Consider the following 17454-nt stretch of genomic DNA (forward strand, 5'->3'; position numbering starts at 1 on the left):
AAAATTATACCATGTCACGCTGAGCAATCATGCGATGCGAGCCGTCTTTTTGTGTGGGGTAGTCGTACGCTCGGACGTCGTCGATCCGTTGCTTCTGGCCGCGACGTTCAAATAGAAAATGCGCAGCTGTTCTGAACGCGAGCGCGCGACGGAATCGAGAATGAGACCTGCGGTGAAGACCATGAATGAGATCATCATCAGTGCCATGGACAAGACCCAGGTCGGCATCCGATTGACGAGGCCGGTTTGAAAATACTCCATCAGCACGGGTGCCATGAAAGCCATGCTTGCCAGCATGAAAAAACCGCTGATGATGCCAAAGAAGGCGAAGGGACGTGTCTCCTTCATCAGCATCGCGAACATCCAGAGGATCTTGGCGCCGTCCTTGAACGTGGAAAGCTTCGAATGAGAGCCTTCAGGCCGGCGGCCGTAATCCAGCTCCAGTTCGCTGACAGGCAGCTTCAGCCGTGATGCATGAACCGACATTTCCGTCTCGATCTCGAAGCCTGCCGAGACGGCAGGGAAGCTTTTGACAAAACGACGCGAAAAGACGCGATAGCCCGAGAAGATGTCGGTAAAATCCGTGCCGAAGATTGTTCGGTACAGCATGTTGAAGATCTTGTTGCCGAAGGCATGTCCCTGTCTGCCAGCGTCGGCGTGGACGCCGCGTCGCGTGCCCACCACCATGTCGGCGCGCTCGGTCAGCAGCGTCCGGATGAGCTCCTCGGCGTCCTCGGGTGAGTACGTCCCGTCGCCATCCGCCATGATGTAGATGTCGGCGTCGATGTCGGCGAACATGCGCCGGACAACGTGACCTTTGCCCTGCCGCCGTTCGCGCACGACGTGGGCGCCCGCGAGCATCGCGCGGAGCGCGGTACCATCCGTCGAGTTGTTGTCGTAGACATGAACGGGGGCGCCCGGTAGCGCGGACTTGAAGCCCCGGACAACGGCGCCGATGGTGGCGGCCTCGTTATAGCAGGGTAAGAGCACGGCAATATTCAGATTGTCGATACGCGATCCAGTCATGATCACACCCGTGGCGAAGAAATCCGCACAAGAATAGATGCCGGCCGTTAACAAGTAGCTATGAAGCCCGCGAAAGCCGCCTGTCAGCAAGACTTTTACGGTTTCTTGATAGGAGAGCAGTAGGATCTTGCTACTCAAAACGGTGAGATCCGCTTCATGACGAATGTTGCCCAGATGGTCGATGTTTCCACCTCTCCATCGTCGATCGCAAAGCTGCGCGCCTTGATGTCCGGGCTATGGCCGTCGGTGCTTCTTTACAGCGCCCTCCTTGTTGCCGCGATCCTTGCCCTGAAGCTGCCCGGCGCGACCGATTATGTCGGCGCGGACAATGATGACGGCATGCGGCTCGTTGAAGTGCGCGATTTCCTCAACGGGCAGGGCTGGTTCGACCTGATGCAATACCGTATGGGGCTGGGCGACGGCACCCTGATGCACTGGTCCCGCCTGATTGACCTTCCAATCGCGACCCTGATCAGATTTTTCGACTTCTTTCTGCCGCAGGGGCGGGCAGAGGCGCTTGCGCTGGCCGTCTGGCCGCTTTCACTGACCGTCCCCAGCCTGTGGGCCATGGGGCTTGCCGGCCGCCGCGTCGGCGGCGCGTTCGGAATGCACGTCGCGCTGGGACTGACGGCATTTCTGCTGATCCCCAGCAACCGCTTCCTGCCTGGCGCCATCGACCACCACAATGTCCAGTTCGCACTTGTCGCAATTATGACCGCGATGCTACTCGACGAAGACCATCGACCGCTCAGCCATGCGGCCGCCGGATTGGCGGCGGCCACTGCAATTGCGATCGGGGTTGAGACGACGCCCTTCGTGGCGGCAGTGTGTATCGTCGTCGCTGTCTCATGGGCGTGGGAAGGTGAGCCGTTTGCGCACGCGGCCAAGGCTTTCGGGCTTGCATTGGCTCTATCCATCAGCCTGTTTTTCTTTGGCACCGTCCCGCCGCGCCTCTATTCGGCGGTCACCTGCGATAACCTGTCGCTCGGCTATTACAGCCTCGCGGCGATCGGTGGCGGGCTGTTGCTCTTTGCCGCCACTTTCGCAAGCAGAGGAAGGCGGTTGCTGCGTTTTGTCGCTTTGGGCGGGATCGGCGCGCTCGTCCTCGTCTCCGCCATCACGATCGCTCCGCAATGCCTCCATAATCCGCTCGCTGACCTCGATCCCCTTCTTGTCAAGCTCTGGCTGGACGGCGTTGAGGAGGCGCAGTCGATCCTTGCCCTCAATCGGCAGGACCCGTTTACGCTAGGCTTCTACTATGCGACCGGCGTCTTCGCACTTGCCACCTGCGTGTTCCGCCTCGTTTACGGCGACCGGGTGCGGGTCCATCTGGTCCTGCTTTTCCTCCTCACCGTGAGTTGGGCAATCGCCGCTTTTCAGGTGCGCGGGACTATGTTTGCCAATCTTCTCGCAATTCTGCCGCTGACGTCGCTGATTATCGACATGCGCCGGATATCGGCCAGCGACAGCGACGATGTCGCGGCCGCCTTCTGCTACCTTTCCACCGTTCTCATGAGCGTGGCGACGGTTTGGGGGCTCGCAGGAGGGCTGATCGGTATGCAGGTGGAGAACGGCGAAAGCATTCTGAAGGCGGCGCCCGCAAAGCCGTCCTGCTCATCGAAGTCGTCCCTGGCGCCATTGACCGATGTGCCGGTGGGGCTGGTGGTCGCGCCGTCCGACGTGGGTGTCTCGGTTCTCCGCTTTACGGAAAACCGGATCCTGGCAGCGCCGTACCATCGAAACCAGGGTGGCATGCTCACGGAAATGCACATCGGCCTGGCAGAGCCACAGGAAGCCGAGGCTTTCCTGAAGGGAGCTGGCGTCACGGTTCTCGCCTTCTGCGCCGACAATCCGCAGACCAGGGAACTTGCGAAAATGCAGCCGGATGGTCTCTACGCGCAACTCGCGAAAGGCGTCGTTCCGGCTTACCTGAAGCCCATGCCGACGCCCGAGGGCGCGCCTGTTCGGTTCTTTCGCTACGTGCCCATCGGTTCGTAAGATTTACACGAAACGTCGACGATCGCGGATACGATCGAAAGCGTAGAGGCCGAGAAGGCAGATCAGAAGGCCGGCGTCATAGCAGACGATGGCGGCGGCTAGGTCGAGAAAGGATGTCGACGAGACCCCAGCTGCGCCGGCATAGGCGACGCAGACGAGGCAGCCGACCAGCACCATCGAAAAGATCGAGCGCATCGGCGCGGTAACGAAACCCAATGTTGTGGCCGTCAGAGCGATCATCAGCATCTCCTGATTCACTTCAGTATAGCGTGTCTATCTTGTCGAACAATTAATCGAGCGGTTTCTTACCGTTTTCCCCATGTTCGCAATCGGCACAGTTGGGTCCAACGGGCAATCTAAGTCAGCCCGAGAGTGCTGTCGGCGGTGGTGCCGGTGGCATGGACCCGGGAAATCCGCAGCGGCAACAGCGATCCGTCGCGGACGGAGGCAAAGGAAAGAGCCTGCCCCGACGCCATGGTCACGACCAGGTCTCCGCCGATGCCGATTGTGGTCTCCCCGGGGAAAATGGAGAGGTGATCGATTGTCGGCTTTGCTGCTCTGTCAACCTTTGATGTTGAATGAAAAATAGCTTGACCGCCGATTTTCGTTACGGGAAAGCACAAAAAATCGTGCCCCCTTTGGAGGCTGCTCTTTGCTGCCTCATCGGGTAGAACAGGATTATGAGCAACGTCTTTGAGAATGATTCGCCGAGCAATCTTACCGAGTACTCGGTTTCGGAACTTTCCGGCTCGATCAAGCGCACCGTCGAGACTGCCTTCGACCAGGTACGCGTGCGCGGCGAGATTTCCGGATACAGAGGTCCGCACTCTTCCGGGCACGCCTATTTTGCCTTGAAGGATGATCGTGCCCGCATTGACGCCGTCGTCTGGAAGGGCACCTTTTCCAGGCTGAAATTCCGCCCCGAAGAGGGGATGGAGGTGATCGCCACCGGCAAGGTGACGACCTTTCCGGGCTCGTCGAAGTATCAGATTGTCATCGAGACGCTGGAGCCGGCCGGCGCCGGCGCGCTGATGGCGCTGATCGAAGAGCGCAAGCGCAGGCTTGGCGCCGAAGGCCTCTTCGATCAGTCCCGCAAGCGGCGACTGCCGTTCATGCCCAGGGTGATCGGCGTCGTGACCTCGCCGACGGGCGCCGTCATTCGCGACATTCTCCACCGCATATCCGATCGCTTCCCGGTTCATGTCATCGTCTGGCCGGTAAAGGTGCAGGGTGAGGGCTCCGGCGAGGAAGTCGCCAACGCCATCAGAGGCTTCAACAGTTTCGAGCCACGCGGGGAAATGCCGCGTCCGGACGTCCTGATCGTCGCGCGCGGGGGTGGTAGCCTCGAGGATCTCTGGAGCTTCAACGACGAAATCGTGGTGCGCGCCGCCGCCGAGAGTCAGATTCCGGTGATCTCGGCCGTCGGTCACGAAACCGACTGGACGTTGATCGACTATGCCGCCGACGTGCGCGCGCCGACGCCGACCGGTGCGGCCGAGATGGCGGTTCCCGTAAAGGTCGAATTGGAGGCCCAGACGGCGGGGCTCGCGGCGCGCCTGCAGGGTTGCATGAGCCGCCGCATGGATCATCATCGCCAGTCCCTACGGGCCTTGATCCGCGCTCTGCCCTCGCTGGATCAGCTGTTGGCCCTGCCACGTCGCCGGTTTGATGAGGCCGCCGCCGGTCTCGGCCGCGGCCTCGAACTCAACACGATCAACAAGCGCGGCAGCTTGGAGCGGACGGCCGCACATCTGCGGCCCGATGTTCTATCGAACCGCATTGCAGAGCGTCGCCAGTACCTGAACGAACGAATGACGCGTGCCGAGCGGACGATCGAGCGCCTCATCGATCGCTCGAAATCGCGGGTTGGCCGTGCCGATGCAATCTTCACCACGCTGCCGACGCGCCTGAAGACGCAGACCGCTCGCTTGCGCGATCACCTCACCAATCTGTCGCGTCACGCCGACACAGCGGTGAGGCACCAGCTAACGCGGGCACGCGGCGAGCTCACGGCCCAGGACCGCATGCTGCAGTCGTTGTCTTACAAGAACGTGCTGAAGCGTGGTTACGCCGTTATCAGGGACGACGAGAACAGGCCCGTGTCGCAGGCTGCAACGCTCTCATCCGGCATGAGTATTTCGATCGAGTTTGCGGATGGTCACGTTGGCGCGGTGACCACCGAAGGAGGCCCGTCCTCTTCCACGCAGAGGAAGCGGACGGCGAAGCCGCAAGAGGAGCGCGCGCCGCCGAAACAGGGCAGTCTCTTTTAGGTAGCCGCTGGCGTTTCGATTCGGGCGATGACATCATTGAAATGCAACATATGCGTGTTATTCTACCGGTAAATGGGAGGGAGTGACATGAGGCTTGCATCGTTCATGTCGAAAGCCTGTTCGCCGCGCAAAGGCAATCAATCTGGAAACCTGGGCGGAGGGTCGGGCTTGCTCGAGCGCTGTGCCGGACTGGAGAAATTGCTGCGTCAGGTGACCTATAGCGAAGCCGACAAGGCGCGCATGGCGATGCTGATCATCGACCAGGCGTGGAGAAGAGCGATACGGGCCCTTTCGTCATTCTTCGCCGCAACCGGGGCAATCTTCTGAAACGGCCGGGGACCGGCGGTGCGGTCCTGACTGCGAACGGTCGCATCGATTGGGTGGGATCGCTGGAATTGCGTGACGAGCCGATCAACAAAATCGCCATGCAAAACACGGCGCGGGTGATGACCGATGTCGGGGCCGATATCTTGGGCGTCGTGGAGGTCGAAAGCCGGCCTGTCCTTTCCGCTTTCAACAGGCAGGTGTTGCCAGCCGTGGGCGGTACTCCTTCGACCAAGTCATGGTCATCGACGGCAATGATGAGCGTGGGATCGATGTCGGGGTGATGACCCGAAAGAGCTTCCTGCTCGATATCATGCGCAGCCACGTCGATGATCGGGATGCGGCCCGCGATCCGATTTTCTGACGCGATTGCCCTGAATACTACGTGACGACCTCAGCCGGAGCGACGCTGCTCGTCATGGTCAACCATTTTAAGAGCAAAGGCTTCGGCAGCGCCCAGTCCTCGGATGCGCGAGACATCGCCGACAAGCGCATCGCCGAAGGGCTGGAGTATATCGCGCTGATCGGCGACTTGAACGACACGCCCGACAGCGCGCCTCTGGCGCCGCTGAAGGGGAGCACGCTTCGGGATGCTTTTGCTCATCCGGATTTCGACGACGGTGGCTTTCCCGGCACCTTCGGTCTCGGCAATGCTGGAAACAGGGATAGACGACCTGTTTCTGTCGCTGAAGCTTTTGCAGAAAATCGAGCGTGGCGGTGTTTTCGGCAGGGGAGCCTGGCCCGGGAGCCGTCCGAAGCGCTGGGACACCTATCCGCAGCTGAAACACGCGGCATCGGACCATGCTGCAATCTGGGTCGACCTGGACATCTAACGAGGCGTCGCGCAGCCCGAACCATCGGCCGGCGTGCGCGTGGGACATATTCTTCAGCTATTCGAAGGTCGCTAGAAACTTGCGCAGCAGCGCGTCGAGTTCGGCTTTTTCCTCGGCGCTGAAGGCCTGCATCAAACGTTGCTGATTGGCCACGTGGGCGCCGGCGGCGCCCTCCACCGCAACAAGCCCGACCTCGGTCAGGGCGATGAGCACACTTCGCCGATCGTCAGGATTGAGGACGCGTTCGACCAGGCCCGCCTTCTCCAACTGGTCGATCCGGTTCGTCATCGTACCGGAACTGACCATCGTCATCGACAGCAGATCGCCGGGCGAGAGCCGATAGGGCACGCCCGAGCGTCTGAGGGTCGCAAGCACGTCGAAGGCGGAGGAGGAAAGCCCGTGCCGCTGCAACACCTGCTCGACCTCGCGGGCGAGATGCGTCGTCAGCCGTTTCAACCGGCCCATGATGCCCATCGCCTCTGTGTCGAGGTCGGGACGCTCCTTGCGCCATTGCGCAAGTATCTTGTCGACGCGATCCATCCGGCAGCTCGTTCTCCTGAGGAACTGTTATCATCGTGTATCTTGACGTCAAGATAAATGATGATAAGCTCTATTTATCTTGATATAGAGATTCTTGAGATGCAGAAATATCCTGCGCCTCTGTCCGATGTGCTGATCACTGCGTTGGCTCCGACTATCTGGGGCAGCACATATTTCGTGACCACATCCTTTCTTCCGCACGGATATCCGCTGACGGTGGCTTTCCTGCGTGCTTTCCCGGCCGGGCTGCTGCTACTTGCGATCGTGCGGAAACTGCCGCAGGGCGTCTGGTGGTTCCGCGCCTTCGTGCTTGGCGGCCTCAATTTCTCGTTCTTCTGGGCGATGTTGTTTGTGTCGGCCTATCGGTTGCCGGGCGGTGTCGCCGCGACCGTTGGCGCCATTCAGCCGCTTGTCGTCATCCTGCTGTCGCGCCTCTTCCTCGCCAGGCCGATCCAGGCTCTTGCCGTTAGTGCTGGGCTCTTTGGGATGATGGGTGTCGCGCTATTGGTCCTCACGCCGAATGCGGCGCTGGATCCGATTGGCGTTGCTGCCGGTCTCGCCGGCGCGGTCTCGATGGCCTTCGGCACGGTGCTGACGAGGCGTTGGGTGACGCCCGTTTCGAACCTTGCTTTTACTGCATGGCAGCTGACGGCCGGCGGTATCCTGCTCGCGCCCGTCGCATTTCTCTTCGAACCCGCGTTCCCGGCGCCAACTGCGGCCAATATCCTCGGCATAGCCTATCTCGGCCTGATCGGCGCGGCGTTTACCTATCTGCTGTGGTTCCGGGGGCTCGCGCGCATTGAGCCCTCCGCTGCGGCCCCACTGGGTTTCCTAAGCCCGGTCACCGCCACCCTTCTCGGTTGGCTGGGTCTCGGACAAAGCCTGACGCCCGCGCAGCTTTTCGGCTTTGCAATGGTGCTCGCAAGCGTCTGGCTCAGTCAGCGTACGATGTCCGTCAGGCCCATTCGCCCTGACGCATCACCGGAGCGCGCGAGCCGTCCGGCTTAATGCCGTCGATATCGACTTGGCCCGAGCCGATCATCCAGTCGATGTGGATCAGGCTCGAGTTGCCTCCTTGAGCCTTAATCTGTTCCTGTGTCAGGCTGGCGCCATCGATGAAGCACTTCGAGTAGCACTGGCCGAGCGCGATGTGGCACGAGGCGTTTTCGTCGAACAGCGTGTTGTAGAAGAGAATGCCGCTGGCCGAGATCGGCGACGAATGCGGCACCAGTGCCACCTCGCCGAGCCGGCGCGCACCCTCGTCGGTGTCCAGCACCTTGTTCAGCACTTCCTCGCCGCGCGAGGCCTTCGCCTCGACGATTCGGCCGCCTTCAAAGCGGACCTGGATATTGTCGATCAGCGTGCCCTGATGCGACAACGGCTTGGTGCTCGAGACGTGGCCCTCGACGCGCAGCGCATGCGGCGTCGTGAAGACTTCCTCGGTCGGGATATTCGGATTGCAGGTAATGCCGTTCTTGGCAACAGACGAGCCGCCATGCCACTCGTGACCGTCAGCGAGGCCGACCGTCAAATCGGTGCCGGGACCTGTGAAATGCAGCGAGGCGAAGCGTGCACCATTCAGCCAGCTTGAGCGTTTGGCAAGGTTGGCGTTGTGCTCGGCCCACGCGGCGATCGGGTCTTCGACGTCGACGCGCGATGCGGCGAAGATCGCCTTGGCGAGCTTGGCGACCGCAATCGCCTCCGGATCGTCGGGAAAGACGAGCGCTGCCCAGGACGGGTTGGGATAGGATACGATGTTCCAGTTGATGTCGAAATTCGAGATCTTTTCCAGCGCGGGCTTGTAGGCGGCAGAGTTCGCCCGGTTGGCACGGCCCACCTTGGCGGGATCCTGCTCAGACAGCAGCATCGGGTTGTCGCCGGAAACGGCAAGGCGGGCGGCACCCTTGGCATAGGCCTTCGCCATACCATCGTAAAGCCAGTCGGAGGCGCGGTCGAAGCTCTGGTCGTTGCCGTACCGATAGCGTGCGAGTGTCACTTCCTCGTCGGAATAGAATACCGTCACCAGGCCAGCGCCCGCCATATAGGCATGCTTCGTGATCAGACGGACAAGGGGGAGGGCGACCACAGGAGCTGTGATTACCAGATCCTGACCCGTCTGCAGCTGCAGGCCGACCTTGATGGCCACTTCCGCAAGCTTCTCAAGCTTTGCCGGATCCACGGAGGTCTGGCTTTGGGGCATAAAATTCATGATCGGTCACTCCTCGAACGAAACGGACTGACCGGTAGACTTAGACCCCTTTGCGGCGAAATTGAAGCTCCCTTGTCAGCCGATGGTTGCTCGTTGCCGCCATCGGTTTTGTTGGGACTAGGCCGCCGACCCGGATGGTTGCTGCAGCAGGGCCGCGTCGTGACGTTTCAGAAAGGCCATCAGCCGGTCAGCGTAGTCAGGCGCAACCGCGACCTTGACGCTCGGCCGGTCGGAGAGTGCTGCTCGCCAGGCCTGTACGCGTGATAGGCCGGCGAAAATACCGCTGTCACCGATTGTGTCGAACACGTCGAAGTAGCGGAAAATCGGCGCAAATACGGCATCGACCAGACTGAAGCTGGCGCCCGCGAAATAGGGGCCGCTGTTCAGTTCCGCTTCAATGGTCGCGAATTTCGACGCGACGACTTTCCGTTTGGCCTCGAGCTGCGCTCGATCCTGTGTCGTCTCATAGACCCAGAGATCGGACAGGATCGAAGAGCCGAACTCCATCCAGCCGCGGTGGCGGGCGCGAGTGATGGCATCCGCCAGGTGAAGGCGAGGCCCGTCTTGGGTCTCTTCCAGATATTCGCAAATCACGCTGCTCTCGAAGAGTATCTCTTGGCTGCCGTCGCTGTTGCGAACGCAAAGCAGAGGCACCTTGCCGAGCGGCGAAATCTCGAGAAACCAGTCGGGCTTGTCTGCGAGATCGATGTTGATCCGCTCGAAGGGGACTCCCTTCTCCGCAAGCGCGATCGCGGCGCGCTGTACGTAAGGGCAGAGATGATGGCTGACAAGCAAAAGAACGGAACCGGACGGTTCGGTGCGCAAAGGATCCATGGCGCAGTCTCCATTGTAGATGTAAGTGCATGTAATGTTTCTTGCGTCGCAGTTCAAGATAAATGTAAATGCATCTATGCATGAAGAACGAGATAAAGTGAGTCCGTCGGACGCCGCGATCAATGCCTGGATCAGGCTTATGCGTGCGCAGCAACGGCTGCTCGGCCGGATCGAAGCGGATCTCAAGTCGGCCGGATTGCCCTCGCTTGGTTGGTACGATGTGCTCTGGGAATTGGTGCGGTCGCCGCAAGGCAGATTGCGACCGTTCGAGATCGAAGAGCGCACGCTGCTTGCCCAGTACAATCTCTCGCGCCTGATCGATCGCCTTGAGAAAGAAGGCCTGGTCCAGCGCGAAACCTTCGATCAGGATGGGCGCGGGCGGTGGGTGGTTGTCACCGAAAGCGGCCGCGCGCTGCAGAAGCGCATGTGGCAGGTCTATGCCAAGGCCATCGAAGACAATCTCGGTTCGAAGTTGAGCGAGGCCGATGCCGTCGCGCTTGCGTCTCTGCTGGCACGCTTCAGCTGAGTTCAGGCGATGAGAGGTGCGGCCGAGGCCTTCAGCGTCCTCAACGCGTCCTTCGGATCGAGCCGAACCTGCAGCCCGCGCTGTCCGCCATTGATGTAGACCTGCGTTTCGACAAGTGCCGCCTCTTCGATCGCGGTCGGGACGAACTTCCGCTGCCCGAAAGGGCTGATGCCGCCGACGTGGTAGCCTGTCAGGCGCTCGGCATCGGCGGGCTTCATCATGTTGGCGGACTTGCCGCCGAAGACGTTTGCCACCTTCTTCATACTGACCTCGCGATTGGAGGGAACGACAACGCAGACTGCCTTGCCGTCGACCTCCGCCATTAGCGTCTTCAACACGCGATGCGGCTCCTCGCCAAGCGCCTCGGCAGCCTGCAGGCCGACACGCTCTGCATTCGGGTCGTAGTCATAGGTGTGAACCGTAAAGGTAACCCCTGCCTTGCTGAGGACTTGTGTGGCGCGCGTCGTTTTGGACATCGATCACGCCTCGAAGAAGCTGCCGTAGATCTCGGGCTTGAAGCCGATCAGCAGCCTGCCGTGCGCCTCGATAACGGGACGCTTGATCATTGACGGCTGCGCCAGCATCAACGCGATCGCCTTGCCCTCGTCGAGATTGTCGCGGTCGGCCTCCGGCAGCTTGCGAAAGGTCGTGCCTGCGCGGTTGAGCACGGTCTCCCAGCCTGCGTCCTTCGTCCATGCTTGCAGATGCGCGCGATCGATTCCGACTGCCTTGTAGTCGTGAAACTGGTAGGCGATATCGTGCTCCTCCAGCCAGTTGCGCGCCTTCTTCATCGTGTCGCAGTTCTTGATGCCGTAGATCGTGACGGTCACTTAGTCCTCCAGCGTTCCGGGTTTGCGCATCGCCTTGCTGGCGGTCTTGCAAGCAATCTTCATCAGGTCGGCGCGGCGGCGAACGAGCCGTTCGGAACTGCGCGTAACGATCAGCCCGGCCTGCGGCGCCCGAATCTCGATGCTGCCATCAGCCATACCGGGCCGGGTGATCAACGTGGCAAGAATGTCGCCTTCGACAACCTGCTCGCCGATGTTGCGGTGGAACAGAACCGTACCGGCCTCCGGCGCACGGACCATCTCGATATTGTCGAGCGGTACCGCTGGTCCTTCGAAGGCGGGCAGTGAAACAGCGGCGTCGATGGCGCCGCGGCTTGCCAGAAACGTCCAAAGCCCCTCGGCATCCTTCATCGCCATCCCGGGATAGACATCGCGGCGGCCGCGAAGCTCGACGGTCACAGACAGCTTGCCGGGCAGGCGCGATCGCTTCTCCGGCGTCTCGTACTTCCAGGCAAAACCGACGGCTTCTTCAAACGCCGAACTCTCGCCATCCGATAGAAGAACCGCCTCCATCTCCATCGCCGATGCGAGATCGGCCGCCTCCGGCCAGAAAGCCTCATCGATATAAGCATATTGCAGCGACTCATCATCGCAATGCAGATCGATCACCAGATCGCATCCAAGCGCCATGTGCAGCAACTGGCGTTTCAGTTTGTCGACTGCCGCAAGACGCTCGAGCTTCTCAAGAAGCCCGTCGCGATCCTTCACCGAAATCAGCGGAAATTCCCGATTGAAGTTGGTGCGCGATCCAAGATCGAAGCGGCCCTGAAGTTCGCCGAAATGAGACTGGGCCGCACCGATCGGGTTGGCATGCGGGACGACGATAATGTCGCTCTTGATCTGGCCGGCACTTTCGGACTGGCGCAAACTTTCGCACAGATAATGCACCAAAGCGGTGCCAGGCAGTTCGTCGGCGTGCAGGGCTGCCTGAATATAAACCTTCGGCGCCGCGGGATCGCTGCCCTTGAAGCGAAGAACGGGAAGCCGCCATTCGATACCCGCCGTGTCGCCCGCAATGATGATTTCGGACGTATTCATATCGCTCTCCCCGTCATGCCGTCGTCGCAGGAGCTTTAAGCGACTCTCATAGCCCTCGGCAAGTCGTTATCCTCGCACCTGCAGCGGCCAACGATCGACATACTCGTAGCCACGTTCGCGCGGACGATTGCGGAGCAGTACGAATTCGCGCGGCGACGACCACGGGTCTCAGCAGAGCGACGCGCGGCATCTCGTCGCTGTCGTAGAGTAGTGTGGCATGAGGATGAAGGTTGCGAGTTATTCTGGCGTCTTCGCCGAGATTGTGCATCTCGATGCCGATCTGCACATGCAGTTACCGCAGCAGCTCGCGGTCACCGTTGCCGCTGGGGACGATGGCGTTTCGTGGAGACGTCCTGAAGGTCGCGACATGATCAAATGACAGTTCGAACTGGCAGGCGTCGATGGCACTGGCGGCCCGACGGCTGCGAAGATCACCGCATCTGAAATCCGCGTGCTCTAGTCCACGTTAGCGAGACATGCAGAAGCTCGGTTGGATGCGGTGATGCGAAGGGAAGGTGAGCCAGCTGGAGCCGCCTTTGGGCCTCCAGGGATTCACTGAGCGATTGCCCGTCCGGCAAAATCGCAAAGAAACGTTTCTCATTGTCGAAGCGTGATGCGCGCGGGCTGATTTTCGGGGAAGTCGAAGGATGCCTGTCGGCTCTGTTCGTGCATGACCAGCTACCGGGGCATCTGCCCGCCTTTCGTTCTCCAGGGAATGCAGGGATCGTAATACCTGATCTTGAAATGAAGAAAAGAAAAAGAGCATTGAATCATGATTCGCGGCATGGCGTTTGGTGCCGCGCAAGAAACGGGTTGAATTCAGCGCTCGGCTACACGATTTTCAGGGTGATCCAGCATGGAGGCAGTGACCATGAAACAGGCAACGCACCACTATCTGATCTTCGAAACCGCCGCCGGCTTTTGCGGTCTTGCCTGGAGCGATGTCGGCGTCACGCGTTTCCAATTGCCGACGTCGAGCGCCGAGGCGACGGAGCGCCTTCTCCTGCGTCGCATCCCAGGCGCCGAACCCACAGCGCCACCTCCTGCAGTCACCGAGGCGGTGGCGGCGGTAAAGCGCTATTTCCACGGAGAGCCGACGGATTTCTCGGCCATCAAGCTTGACCTCACTGGCCAGGACGCCTTCTTCAAACAGATCTACGATGCCGCCCGGCAGGTCGGCTGGGGTCACACGACCACCTATGGCGCACTCGCAAAGCAACTCGGCGCGGGGCCGGAGGCGGCGCGCGATGTCGGCCAGGCGATGGCGAAAAATCCGGTGGCGTTGATCATCCCTTGCCATCGTGTTCTTGCGGCCGGAAACAAGATCGGCGGCTTTTCCGCACCGGGAGGTTCGTCGTCCAAGCAGAAGATGCTCGAACTCGAGGGCGTCAGCCTGGCGCCGCCGAAACCGGCGCAGCAATCCCTCGATTTATGATAGGGTTTGGAGGTCGCATAAGGCGATTGCGACCGGTAATCGTTGCCACTCGATGGTTAAACGGCTTATAACCAATTGAAATTGCTTGCAAATATTTCGTGGCGTCGAGAAAGACCCGACACCGAGGCCGTCAAAAAGTTAGGCTTATGATTTTAAAGGGAAAATGGCCGAAAAACTATTTTTGAGGTGTCGCCGACTATCAGAGCCTATTGACCCTTGGGATAGAATTTTTGACCGGCCATCGCTTCGCCGTTGGCGATAAAAAGTACCGTCGCGTCACATAGCAGACCCGCTATGCCATCCATCGAGGAAAATCTTTCCGCTGACGACGAAGAACCGTATCCCGGATCCGTCAGAAATTCTGGCTCTTGAATTCAAAGGAGAATTTCGGCGATCCGCGATTTGCTCGGTTTCAAAGACGATCGATATCGGTTGGTCTATTTTCCTCGGAGTTCTCCGCAGAAGCGGCGTCTCCAGCCTGCCAAAAAGACCGTCAGCGATGGTGAAGTCCGTCGCCGTCAGTAGTGTGGCTCTCGCGCCGGTTGCGATACGGCGCAATATTCGCAGATTGAACGACGCCGCTTCAAGCGATCGCAGCTCGGCTTCCGACCGGATCACGGCAAGCGTCGCCGGCGACCTGCCGGGCGTCAGTCGCGCGATATGGACAGCCCCGCGAGAAGCGGACCGTACGCGGCGAGCCTGCGGGATACGAACTCCGTGAAGAGCCGCACGCGCTTCGTCTTGCGTGTCTCCCCCTGTGTGAGAAGCCAGAGCGTTCCGTACATGTGCAGGTCGGTGCCCGGCACCCTCACCAGTAGGGGGTCGGCATCTCCGAAGAAGCACGGCAGTGTCGTGATCCCGAGCCCTTGCCGTACAGCAACGATCTGCGCCTCGGCGTCCGTGGTCCTGAATGGAACCCCCGTGGTGCGAACGTCACCCTCGCTGGCCCAATCCGGAATTCCATGAATGCTTATGACGATCCACCGGATGGGATCAGGCGCGCCCACACGCCATGCGGCTAGTCGATCGCAGGACATGTAGACGCCGCCGAACAGCTCCGGTCCCTTCAGGCCGTGAAGATTGAGCGGCAGGGTTTTGCGGTCGTAGACGACGCGGATCGCCACGTCGGCCTCTCGGTTGGTCAGATTTGCCAGCTCGCCGGACGACAAGATTTCCATCTCGATGTCCGGATGCAGACGCGCGAAATCGGCGAAGTCCGGCATGAGCAGGTGTGTCGCGAGGGGCGGAGCCAACGTCACCCGCAGAAGCCCGCGCACGCTCTGGTCGCGCCCGAAGACGCGCGTCTCCAGCTGGTGCGACGACGCTTCCATCTGGTTCGCGAGCTCGAGGACCTCCTCGCCCGCAGCCGTCAGGCGGTACCCCGAAGGCAGCTTTTCGAACATCTGCGCCCCGAGGCGTTCCTCGAGCTGTGCGATGCGTCGCAGCACGGTCGAGTGATACACCCCGAGGCCCTCGGCGGCGGCTCGGACCGAGCCCCCGCGCGCGACGGCAAGAAAGTAGCGAACGTCATCCCAGTCGATCATGGTGCAATCCCGCACCGTGCGGTGCGCCTTCCAAAGCCCGTATCTAACACATCGAACAGCAGTACTGGCGGTCATCATAGCCTATGTCGACGAGTGCTGCCCAATTCCGAACGGCGGACACCGATCGTCGCGGCTGGCGTCAGTCGTCCAGCCGGATCGATTTCGCACCACCGATGTGCGCGCTTCCGCACTCAACAACTGACGCCCGCGGACCCATTTCGAAGTTCTCGGAGGCAGACGCTGTCCGATACGACGAAAGGAGAAGTCATGGGAAAGCTTGAGGGTAAGGTTGCTGTCATCACGGGTGGATCGAGCGGCATGGCGCTGGCGAGCGCCAAGCGGTTCGTTGAAGAAGGCGCCTATGTTTTCATCACGGGCCGGAGACAGGAGCCGCTCGATGAGGCCGTCAAGCTGATCGGCCGGAACGTGACCGGCGTGCGCGGCGACGCGTCCAATCTCGACGACCTCGACCGCCTGTTCGATACAGTCAACCGGGAAAAGGGCAAGATCGACATCCTGTACGCGAGCGCCGGCATGGGCGAAGCCGTCCCCCTGGGCGAGATTACCGAGCAGCACTTCGATGCGGCCTTCGGCCTGAATGCGCGCGGCACGCTGTTTACGGTTCAGAAGGCGTTGCCGCTGTTCAACGATGGTGGATCGATCTTCATGACCGGGTCAATTGCTTCGATCAAAGGGTTTCCTGGTTTCAGCGTGTATGCGGCGAGCAAGGCGACGTTGCTCGCATTCGCACGCGGGTGGCTCAACGAACTGAAGGGCAGGAAAATCCGGGTGAACGTGCTGAGCCCGGGGCAGATCGCCACACCCATTCAGGAGCAACTCTTCGACGAGGAGACGAAGCGGTATTTCGAATCCCTGGTCCCGCGGGGAAAGATGGGTGGTCCTGAGGAAATTGCGACGGTCGCGCTGTTTCTTGCTTCAGACGATTCGAGCTTCGTGAATGGGGTGGAATTGTATGTCGACGGCGGCACCTCGGCCATCTGAATCGCGCCGGATCGCGGGAAGCGGCTGACCGTCCGGCCGCGCGGAAGTCGTTCACGGCAGGACGTCTACGCGTCAATTCAGGAATTCGAACCGATGACGCGCATCGCTTGGGGTGGTGGTCCGAAGATCTCGCGAAGGTCGCCATGCAGCGAAACGGATAACCCAGCGCCGTTGAGGGCCGGGGAATCAATATCAACACGGATCGGAGAAGTATTATGAGCTATGCGATTGTAGGATTCGGTGCGGTAGGCCAGGCTCTCGCCCACGCCTTCGCCCGTAAAAACATCGACGTGACCGTCGCGAGCCGCCGGCCGCCCGAGGCGTTGGCGCCGCAGGCTCGGGCGATTGGACCCAGGGTCGTCGCCAAGTCGCTGCGGGACGCAGTCGAGGCCGACACGATCATCTTGGCGGTCCCGTTCGGGGAGCATCGTGAGCTTGCGAAGGCCCTGCCGAGCTGGGAAGGCAAGACAGTCATCGACGCGACGAACGCGTTTGGAGTTCTCCTTGAAGAGCTGGACGGCCTCCCGTCCTCCGCCTTCGTCGCGAAGGCGTTCACCGGCGCCAAGCTCGTGAAAGGTTTCAATCACCTGGTTGCGGCCAGCCTGGCTGCCGATCCGATCGTCGAGGGCGGGCACCGGGTCGTCTTTCTGTCGAGCGACGACGAGGACGCGATCGCTCCCGTGGCGGCCTTGGCCAAACAACTCGGGTTCGCACCCGTCAAGCTGGGAAAGCTCAACGAGGGTGGCGCGCTGGTGCACGCACGCGGCCGCACTTGGGGCCAGCTCATCTTCCAGGATTTGTTCAAGAAGGAGCAGTAGTCGATCTACGACCGTGTGATCGACGCCAAGAACTGGTCACGCGCGCTAACTTCTTCGAGCAGCGCGCGACCGAATATTTGAAGGCCGCAAAGTCGCGAAGGTTGGGGTGGGCCTGACGGTCGAAGCTTCCTCCGGGAAATCCCGGACGATGTCTTCGGATCGCTCCGCGGCGATGACGATGGCTCGCTGCGAGAAGATTGATGGTCTCA

Annotated in this window: 22 protein-coding genes; 11 read left to right on the plus strand and 11 right to left on the minus strand. The window is 60.7% G+C overall.

From position 1 onward, the window contains the following. Nucleotides 1-27 precede the first annotated feature (27 nt). Nucleotides 28-1026, minus strand: coding sequence for a glycosyltransferase (locus LPU83_RS39860; RefSeq protein WP_024313502.1), 999 nt, complete (start codon nt 1024-1026; stop codon nt 28-30). A 156-nt stretch (nt 1027-1182) separates the two neighbouring features. Here LPU83_RS39860 and LPU83_RS39865 point away from each other — a divergent pair, with 156 nt between their 5' ends. Continuing rightward, nucleotides 1183-3024, plus strand: a complete 1842-nt coding sequence (locus LPU83_RS39865; protein WP_024313503.1) for a hypothetical protein — start codon at nt 1183-1185, stop codon at nt 3022-3024. A gap of 3 nt (nt 3025-3027) precedes the next feature. On the opposite strand, the gene LPU83_RS39870 is transcribed toward LPU83_RS39865, so the two are convergent. Continuing rightward, a complete protein-coding gene (locus LPU83_RS39870; protein ID WP_024313504.1) occupies nt 3028-3264 on the minus strand; it encodes a hypothetical protein in 237 nt (78 codons plus the stop codon). 116 nt (nt 3265-3380) lie between these two features. Then, nucleotides 3381-3647, minus strand: a complete 267-nt coding sequence (locus tag LPU83_RS75715; protein ID WP_024313505.1) for a spike base protein, RCAP_Rcc01079 family — start codon at nt 3645-3647, stop codon at nt 3381-3383. A 57-nt stretch (nt 3648-3704) separates the two neighbouring features. Here LPU83_RS75715 and xseA point away from each other — a divergent pair, with 57 nt between their 5' ends. The 3 genes from xseA to LPU83_RS75085 all read left to right on the plus strand — a co-directional run bounded on the left by xseA (nt 3705) and on the right by LPU83_RS75085 (nt 5982). Next, nucleotides 3705-5294: an exodeoxyribonuclease VII large subunit gene (xseA, locus tag LPU83_RS39875; protein ID WP_024313506.1), complete on the plus strand. Its 1590-nt coding sequence runs from the start codon at nt 3705-3707 to the stop codon at nt 5292-5294. Between the two features lie 87 nt (nt 5295-5381). Further along, entirely contained in the window at nt 5382-5621 is a 240-nt protein-coding gene (locus LPU83_RS73970; protein ID WP_024313507.1) for a hypothetical protein, read from the plus strand. Nucleotides 5622-5856: 235 nt separating this feature from the next. Beyond that, nucleotides 5857-5982: a hypothetical protein gene (locus tag LPU83_RS75085; RefSeq protein WP_258579682.1), complete on the plus strand. Its 126-nt coding sequence runs from the start codon at nt 5857-5859 to the stop codon at nt 5980-5982. A 30-nt stretch (nt 5983-6012) separates the two neighbouring features. Here LPU83_RS75085 and LPU83_RS73975 read toward each other — a convergent pair whose 3' ends face one another. Beyond that, complete coding sequence (locus LPU83_RS73975; RefSeq protein WP_024313509.1) at nt 6013-6222, minus strand: hypothetical protein; 210 nt, start codon at nt 6220-6222, stop codon at nt 6013-6015. Here LPU83_RS73975 and LPU83_RS73980 point away from each other — a divergent pair. Then, nucleotides 6209-6451, plus strand: coding sequence for a hypothetical protein (locus tag LPU83_RS73980; protein WP_024313510.1), 243 nt, complete (start codon nt 6209-6211; stop codon nt 6449-6451). The genes LPU83_RS73975 and LPU83_RS73980 overlap by 14 nt on opposite strands. Nucleotides 6452-6508: 57 nt before the next feature. On the opposite strand, the gene LPU83_RS39885 is transcribed toward LPU83_RS73980, so the two are convergent. Next, nucleotides 6509-6991, minus strand: a complete 483-nt coding sequence (locus tag LPU83_RS39885; RefSeq protein WP_024313511.1) for a MarR family winged helix-turn-helix transcriptional regulator — start codon at nt 6989-6991, stop codon at nt 6509-6511. 99 nt (nt 6992-7090) lie between these two features. Here LPU83_RS39885 and LPU83_RS39890 point away from each other — a divergent pair, with 99 nt between their 5' ends. After that, the gene (locus tag LPU83_RS39890) at nt 7091-7999 is read left to right on the plus strand and encodes an EamA family transporter (protein WP_029709912.1); all 909 of its coding nucleotides are present in this window, start codon (nt 7091-7093) and stop codon (nt 7997-7999) included. On the opposite strand, the gene LPU83_RS39895 is transcribed toward LPU83_RS39890, so the two are convergent. Together LPU83_RS39895 and LPU83_RS39900 are read right to left on the minus strand one after the other, a co-directional pair. Then, nucleotides 7947-9200, minus strand: a complete 1254-nt coding sequence (locus LPU83_RS39895; protein ID WP_024313513.1) for an aminopeptidase — start codon at nt 9198-9200, stop codon at nt 7947-7949. The genes LPU83_RS39890 and LPU83_RS39895 overlap by 53 nt on opposite strands. Nucleotides 9201-9317: 117 nt before the next feature. After that, nucleotides 9318-10034, minus strand: coding sequence for a glutathione S-transferase family protein (locus LPU83_RS39900; protein WP_024313514.1), 717 nt, complete (start codon nt 10032-10034; stop codon nt 9318-9320). Between the two features lie 76 nt (nt 10035-10110). Between LPU83_RS39900 and LPU83_RS39905 the strand changes: the two genes are divergently transcribed. Then, complete coding sequence (locus LPU83_RS39905) at nt 10111-10560, plus strand: MarR family winged helix-turn-helix transcriptional regulator (protein ID WP_051166632.1); 450 nt, start codon at nt 10111-10113, stop codon at nt 10558-10560. Between the two features lie 2 nt (nt 10561-10562). Here the strand turns inward: LPU83_RS39905 and ybaK are convergent, their stop codons facing one another. Genes ybaK through LPU83_RS39920 form a run of 3 tightly spaced genes read right to left on the minus strand, consistent with a single transcriptional unit; the run spans nt 10563 to nt 12446 of the window. Beyond that, the gene (gene ybaK, locus LPU83_RS39910; protein WP_024313516.1) at nt 10563-11036 is read right to left on the minus strand and encodes a Cys-tRNA(Pro) deacylase; all 474 of its coding nucleotides are present in this window, start codon (nt 11034-11036) and stop codon (nt 10563-10565) included. Nucleotides 11037-11039: 3 nt separating this feature from the next. Beyond that, nucleotides 11040-11390 (minus strand): ArsC family reductase, encoded by a 351-nt coding sequence (locus LPU83_RS39915; protein ID WP_024313517.1) that lies wholly within the window; start codon nt 11388-11390, stop codon nt 11040-11042. After that, nucleotides 11391-12446: a M14 family zinc carboxypeptidase gene (locus LPU83_RS39920; protein ID WP_024313518.1), complete on the minus strand. Its 1056-nt coding sequence runs from the start codon at nt 12444-12446 to the stop codon at nt 11391-11393. A gap of 217 nt (nt 12447-12663) precedes the next feature. Between LPU83_RS39920 and LPU83_RS39925 the strand changes: the two genes are divergently transcribed. Then, a complete protein-coding gene (locus LPU83_RS39925; RefSeq protein ID WP_157997325.1) occupies nt 12664-12825 on the plus strand; it encodes a hypothetical protein in 162 nt (53 codons plus the stop codon). A gap of 492 nt (nt 12826-13317) precedes the next feature. Next, nucleotides 13318-13881, plus strand: coding sequence for a methylated-DNA--[protein]-cysteine S-methyltransferase (locus LPU83_RS39930; RefSeq protein ID WP_024313519.1), 564 nt, complete (start codon nt 13318-13320; stop codon nt 13879-13881). Between the two features lie 647 nt (nt 13882-14528). On the opposite strand, the gene LPU83_RS39935 is transcribed toward LPU83_RS39930, so the two are convergent. Further along, nucleotides 14529-15425: a LysR family transcriptional regulator gene (locus LPU83_RS39935; protein WP_037068922.1), complete on the minus strand. Its 897-nt coding sequence runs from the start codon at nt 15423-15425 to the stop codon at nt 14529-14531. 267 nt (nt 15426-15692) lie between these two features. Here LPU83_RS39935 and LPU83_RS39940 point away from each other — a divergent pair, with 267 nt between their 5' ends. Both LPU83_RS39940 and LPU83_RS39945 read left to right on the plus strand, forming a co-directional pair. Continuing rightward, nucleotides 15693-16427, plus strand: a complete 735-nt coding sequence (locus LPU83_RS39940; protein ID WP_024313521.1) for an SDR family NAD(P)-dependent oxidoreductase — start codon at nt 15693-15695, stop codon at nt 16425-16427. A gap of 215 nt (nt 16428-16642) precedes the next feature. After that, nucleotides 16643-17245 (plus strand): NADPH-dependent F420 reductase, encoded by a 603-nt coding sequence (locus LPU83_RS39945; RefSeq protein WP_024313522.1) that lies wholly within the window; start codon nt 16643-16645, stop codon nt 17243-17245. Nucleotides 17246-17454: the final 209 nt, after the last annotated feature.

Source organism: Rhizobium favelukesii, from assembly GCF_000577275.2.
In the GTDB taxonomy this organism is placed as follows: Bacteria; Pseudomonadota; Alphaproteobacteria; order Rhizobiales; family Rhizobiaceae; genus Rhizobium; species Rhizobium favelukesii.

Excerpts from the sequence above, each read along its gene's own strand:
- LPU83_RS39885 (WP_024313511.1), bottom strand. The coding sequence starts at position 6,991 with ATGGATCGCGTCGACAAGATACTTGCGCAATGGCGCAAGGAGCGTCCC.
- LPU83_RS39860 (WP_024313502.1), bottom strand. The coding sequence starts at position 1,026 with ATGACTGGATCGCGTATCGACAATCTGAATATTGCCGTGCTCTTACCC.
- LPU83_RS39865 (WP_024313503.1), top strand. The coding sequence starts at position 1,183 with ATGACGAATGTTGCCCAGATGGTCGATGTTTCCACCTCTCCATCGTCG.
- LPU83_RS39935 (WP_037068922.1), bottom strand. The coding sequence starts at position 15,425 with ATGATCGACTGGGATGACGTTCGCTACTTTCTTGCCGTCGCGCGCGGG.
- LPU83_RS39870 (WP_024313504.1), bottom strand. The coding sequence starts at position 3,264 with ATGATCGCTCTGACGGCCACAACATTGGGTTTCGTTACCGCGCCGATG.
- LPU83_RS73975 (WP_024313509.1), bottom strand. The coding sequence starts at position 6,222 with ATGAGCAAAAGCATCCCGAAGCGTGCTCCCCTTCAGCGGCGCCAGAGG.
- LPU83_RS39945 (WP_024313522.1), top strand. The coding sequence starts at position 16,643 with ATGAGCTATGCGATTGTAGGATTCGGTGCGGTAGGCCAGGCTCTCGCC.
- LPU83_RS39890 (WP_029709912.1), top strand. The coding sequence starts at position 7,091 with ATGCAGAAATATCCTGCGCCTCTGTCCGATGTGCTGATCACTGCGTTG.
- LPU83_RS73980 (WP_024313510.1), top strand. The coding sequence starts at position 6,209 with ATGCTTTTGCTCATCCGGATTTCGACGACGGTGGCTTTCCCGGCACCT.
- LPU83_RS39930 (WP_024313519.1), top strand. The coding sequence starts at position 13,318 with ATGAAACAGGCAACGCACCACTATCTGATCTTCGAAACCGCCGCCGGC.
- LPU83_RS75085 (WP_258579682.1), top strand. The coding sequence starts at position 5,857 with ATGGTCATCGACGGCAATGATGAGCGTGGGATCGATGTCGGGGTGATG.
- LPU83_RS39895 (WP_024313513.1), bottom strand. The coding sequence starts at position 9,200 with ATGAATTTTATGCCCCAAAGCCAGACCTCCGTGGATCCGGCAAAGCTT.
- LPU83_RS73970 (WP_024313507.1), top strand. The coding sequence starts at position 5,382 with ATGAGGCTTGCATCGTTCATGTCGAAAGCCTGTTCGCCGCGCAAAGGC.
- ybaK (WP_024313516.1), bottom strand. The coding sequence starts at position 11,036 with ATGTCCAAAACGACGCGCGCCACACAAGTCCTCAGCAAGGCAGGGGTT.
- LPU83_RS39920 (WP_024313518.1), bottom strand. The coding sequence starts at position 12,446 with ATGAATACGTCCGAAATCATCATTGCGGGCGACACGGCGGGTATCGAA.
- LPU83_RS39900 (WP_024313514.1), bottom strand. The coding sequence starts at position 10,034 with ATGGATCCTTTGCGCACCGAACCGTCCGGTTCCGTTCTTTTGCTTGTC.
- LPU83_RS39905 (WP_051166632.1), top strand. The coding sequence starts at position 10,111 with ATGCATGAAGAACGAGATAAAGTGAGTCCGTCGGACGCCGCGATCAAT.
- LPU83_RS39940 (WP_024313521.1), top strand. The coding sequence starts at position 15,693 with ATGGGAAAGCTTGAGGGTAAGGTTGCTGTCATCACGGGTGGATCGAGC.
- xseA (WP_024313506.1), top strand. The coding sequence starts at position 3,705 with ATGAGCAACGTCTTTGAGAATGATTCGCCGAGCAATCTTACCGAGTAC.
- LPU83_RS39925 (WP_157997325.1), top strand. The coding sequence starts at position 12,664 with ATGAGGATGAAGGTTGCGAGTTATTCTGGCGTCTTCGCCGAGATTGTG.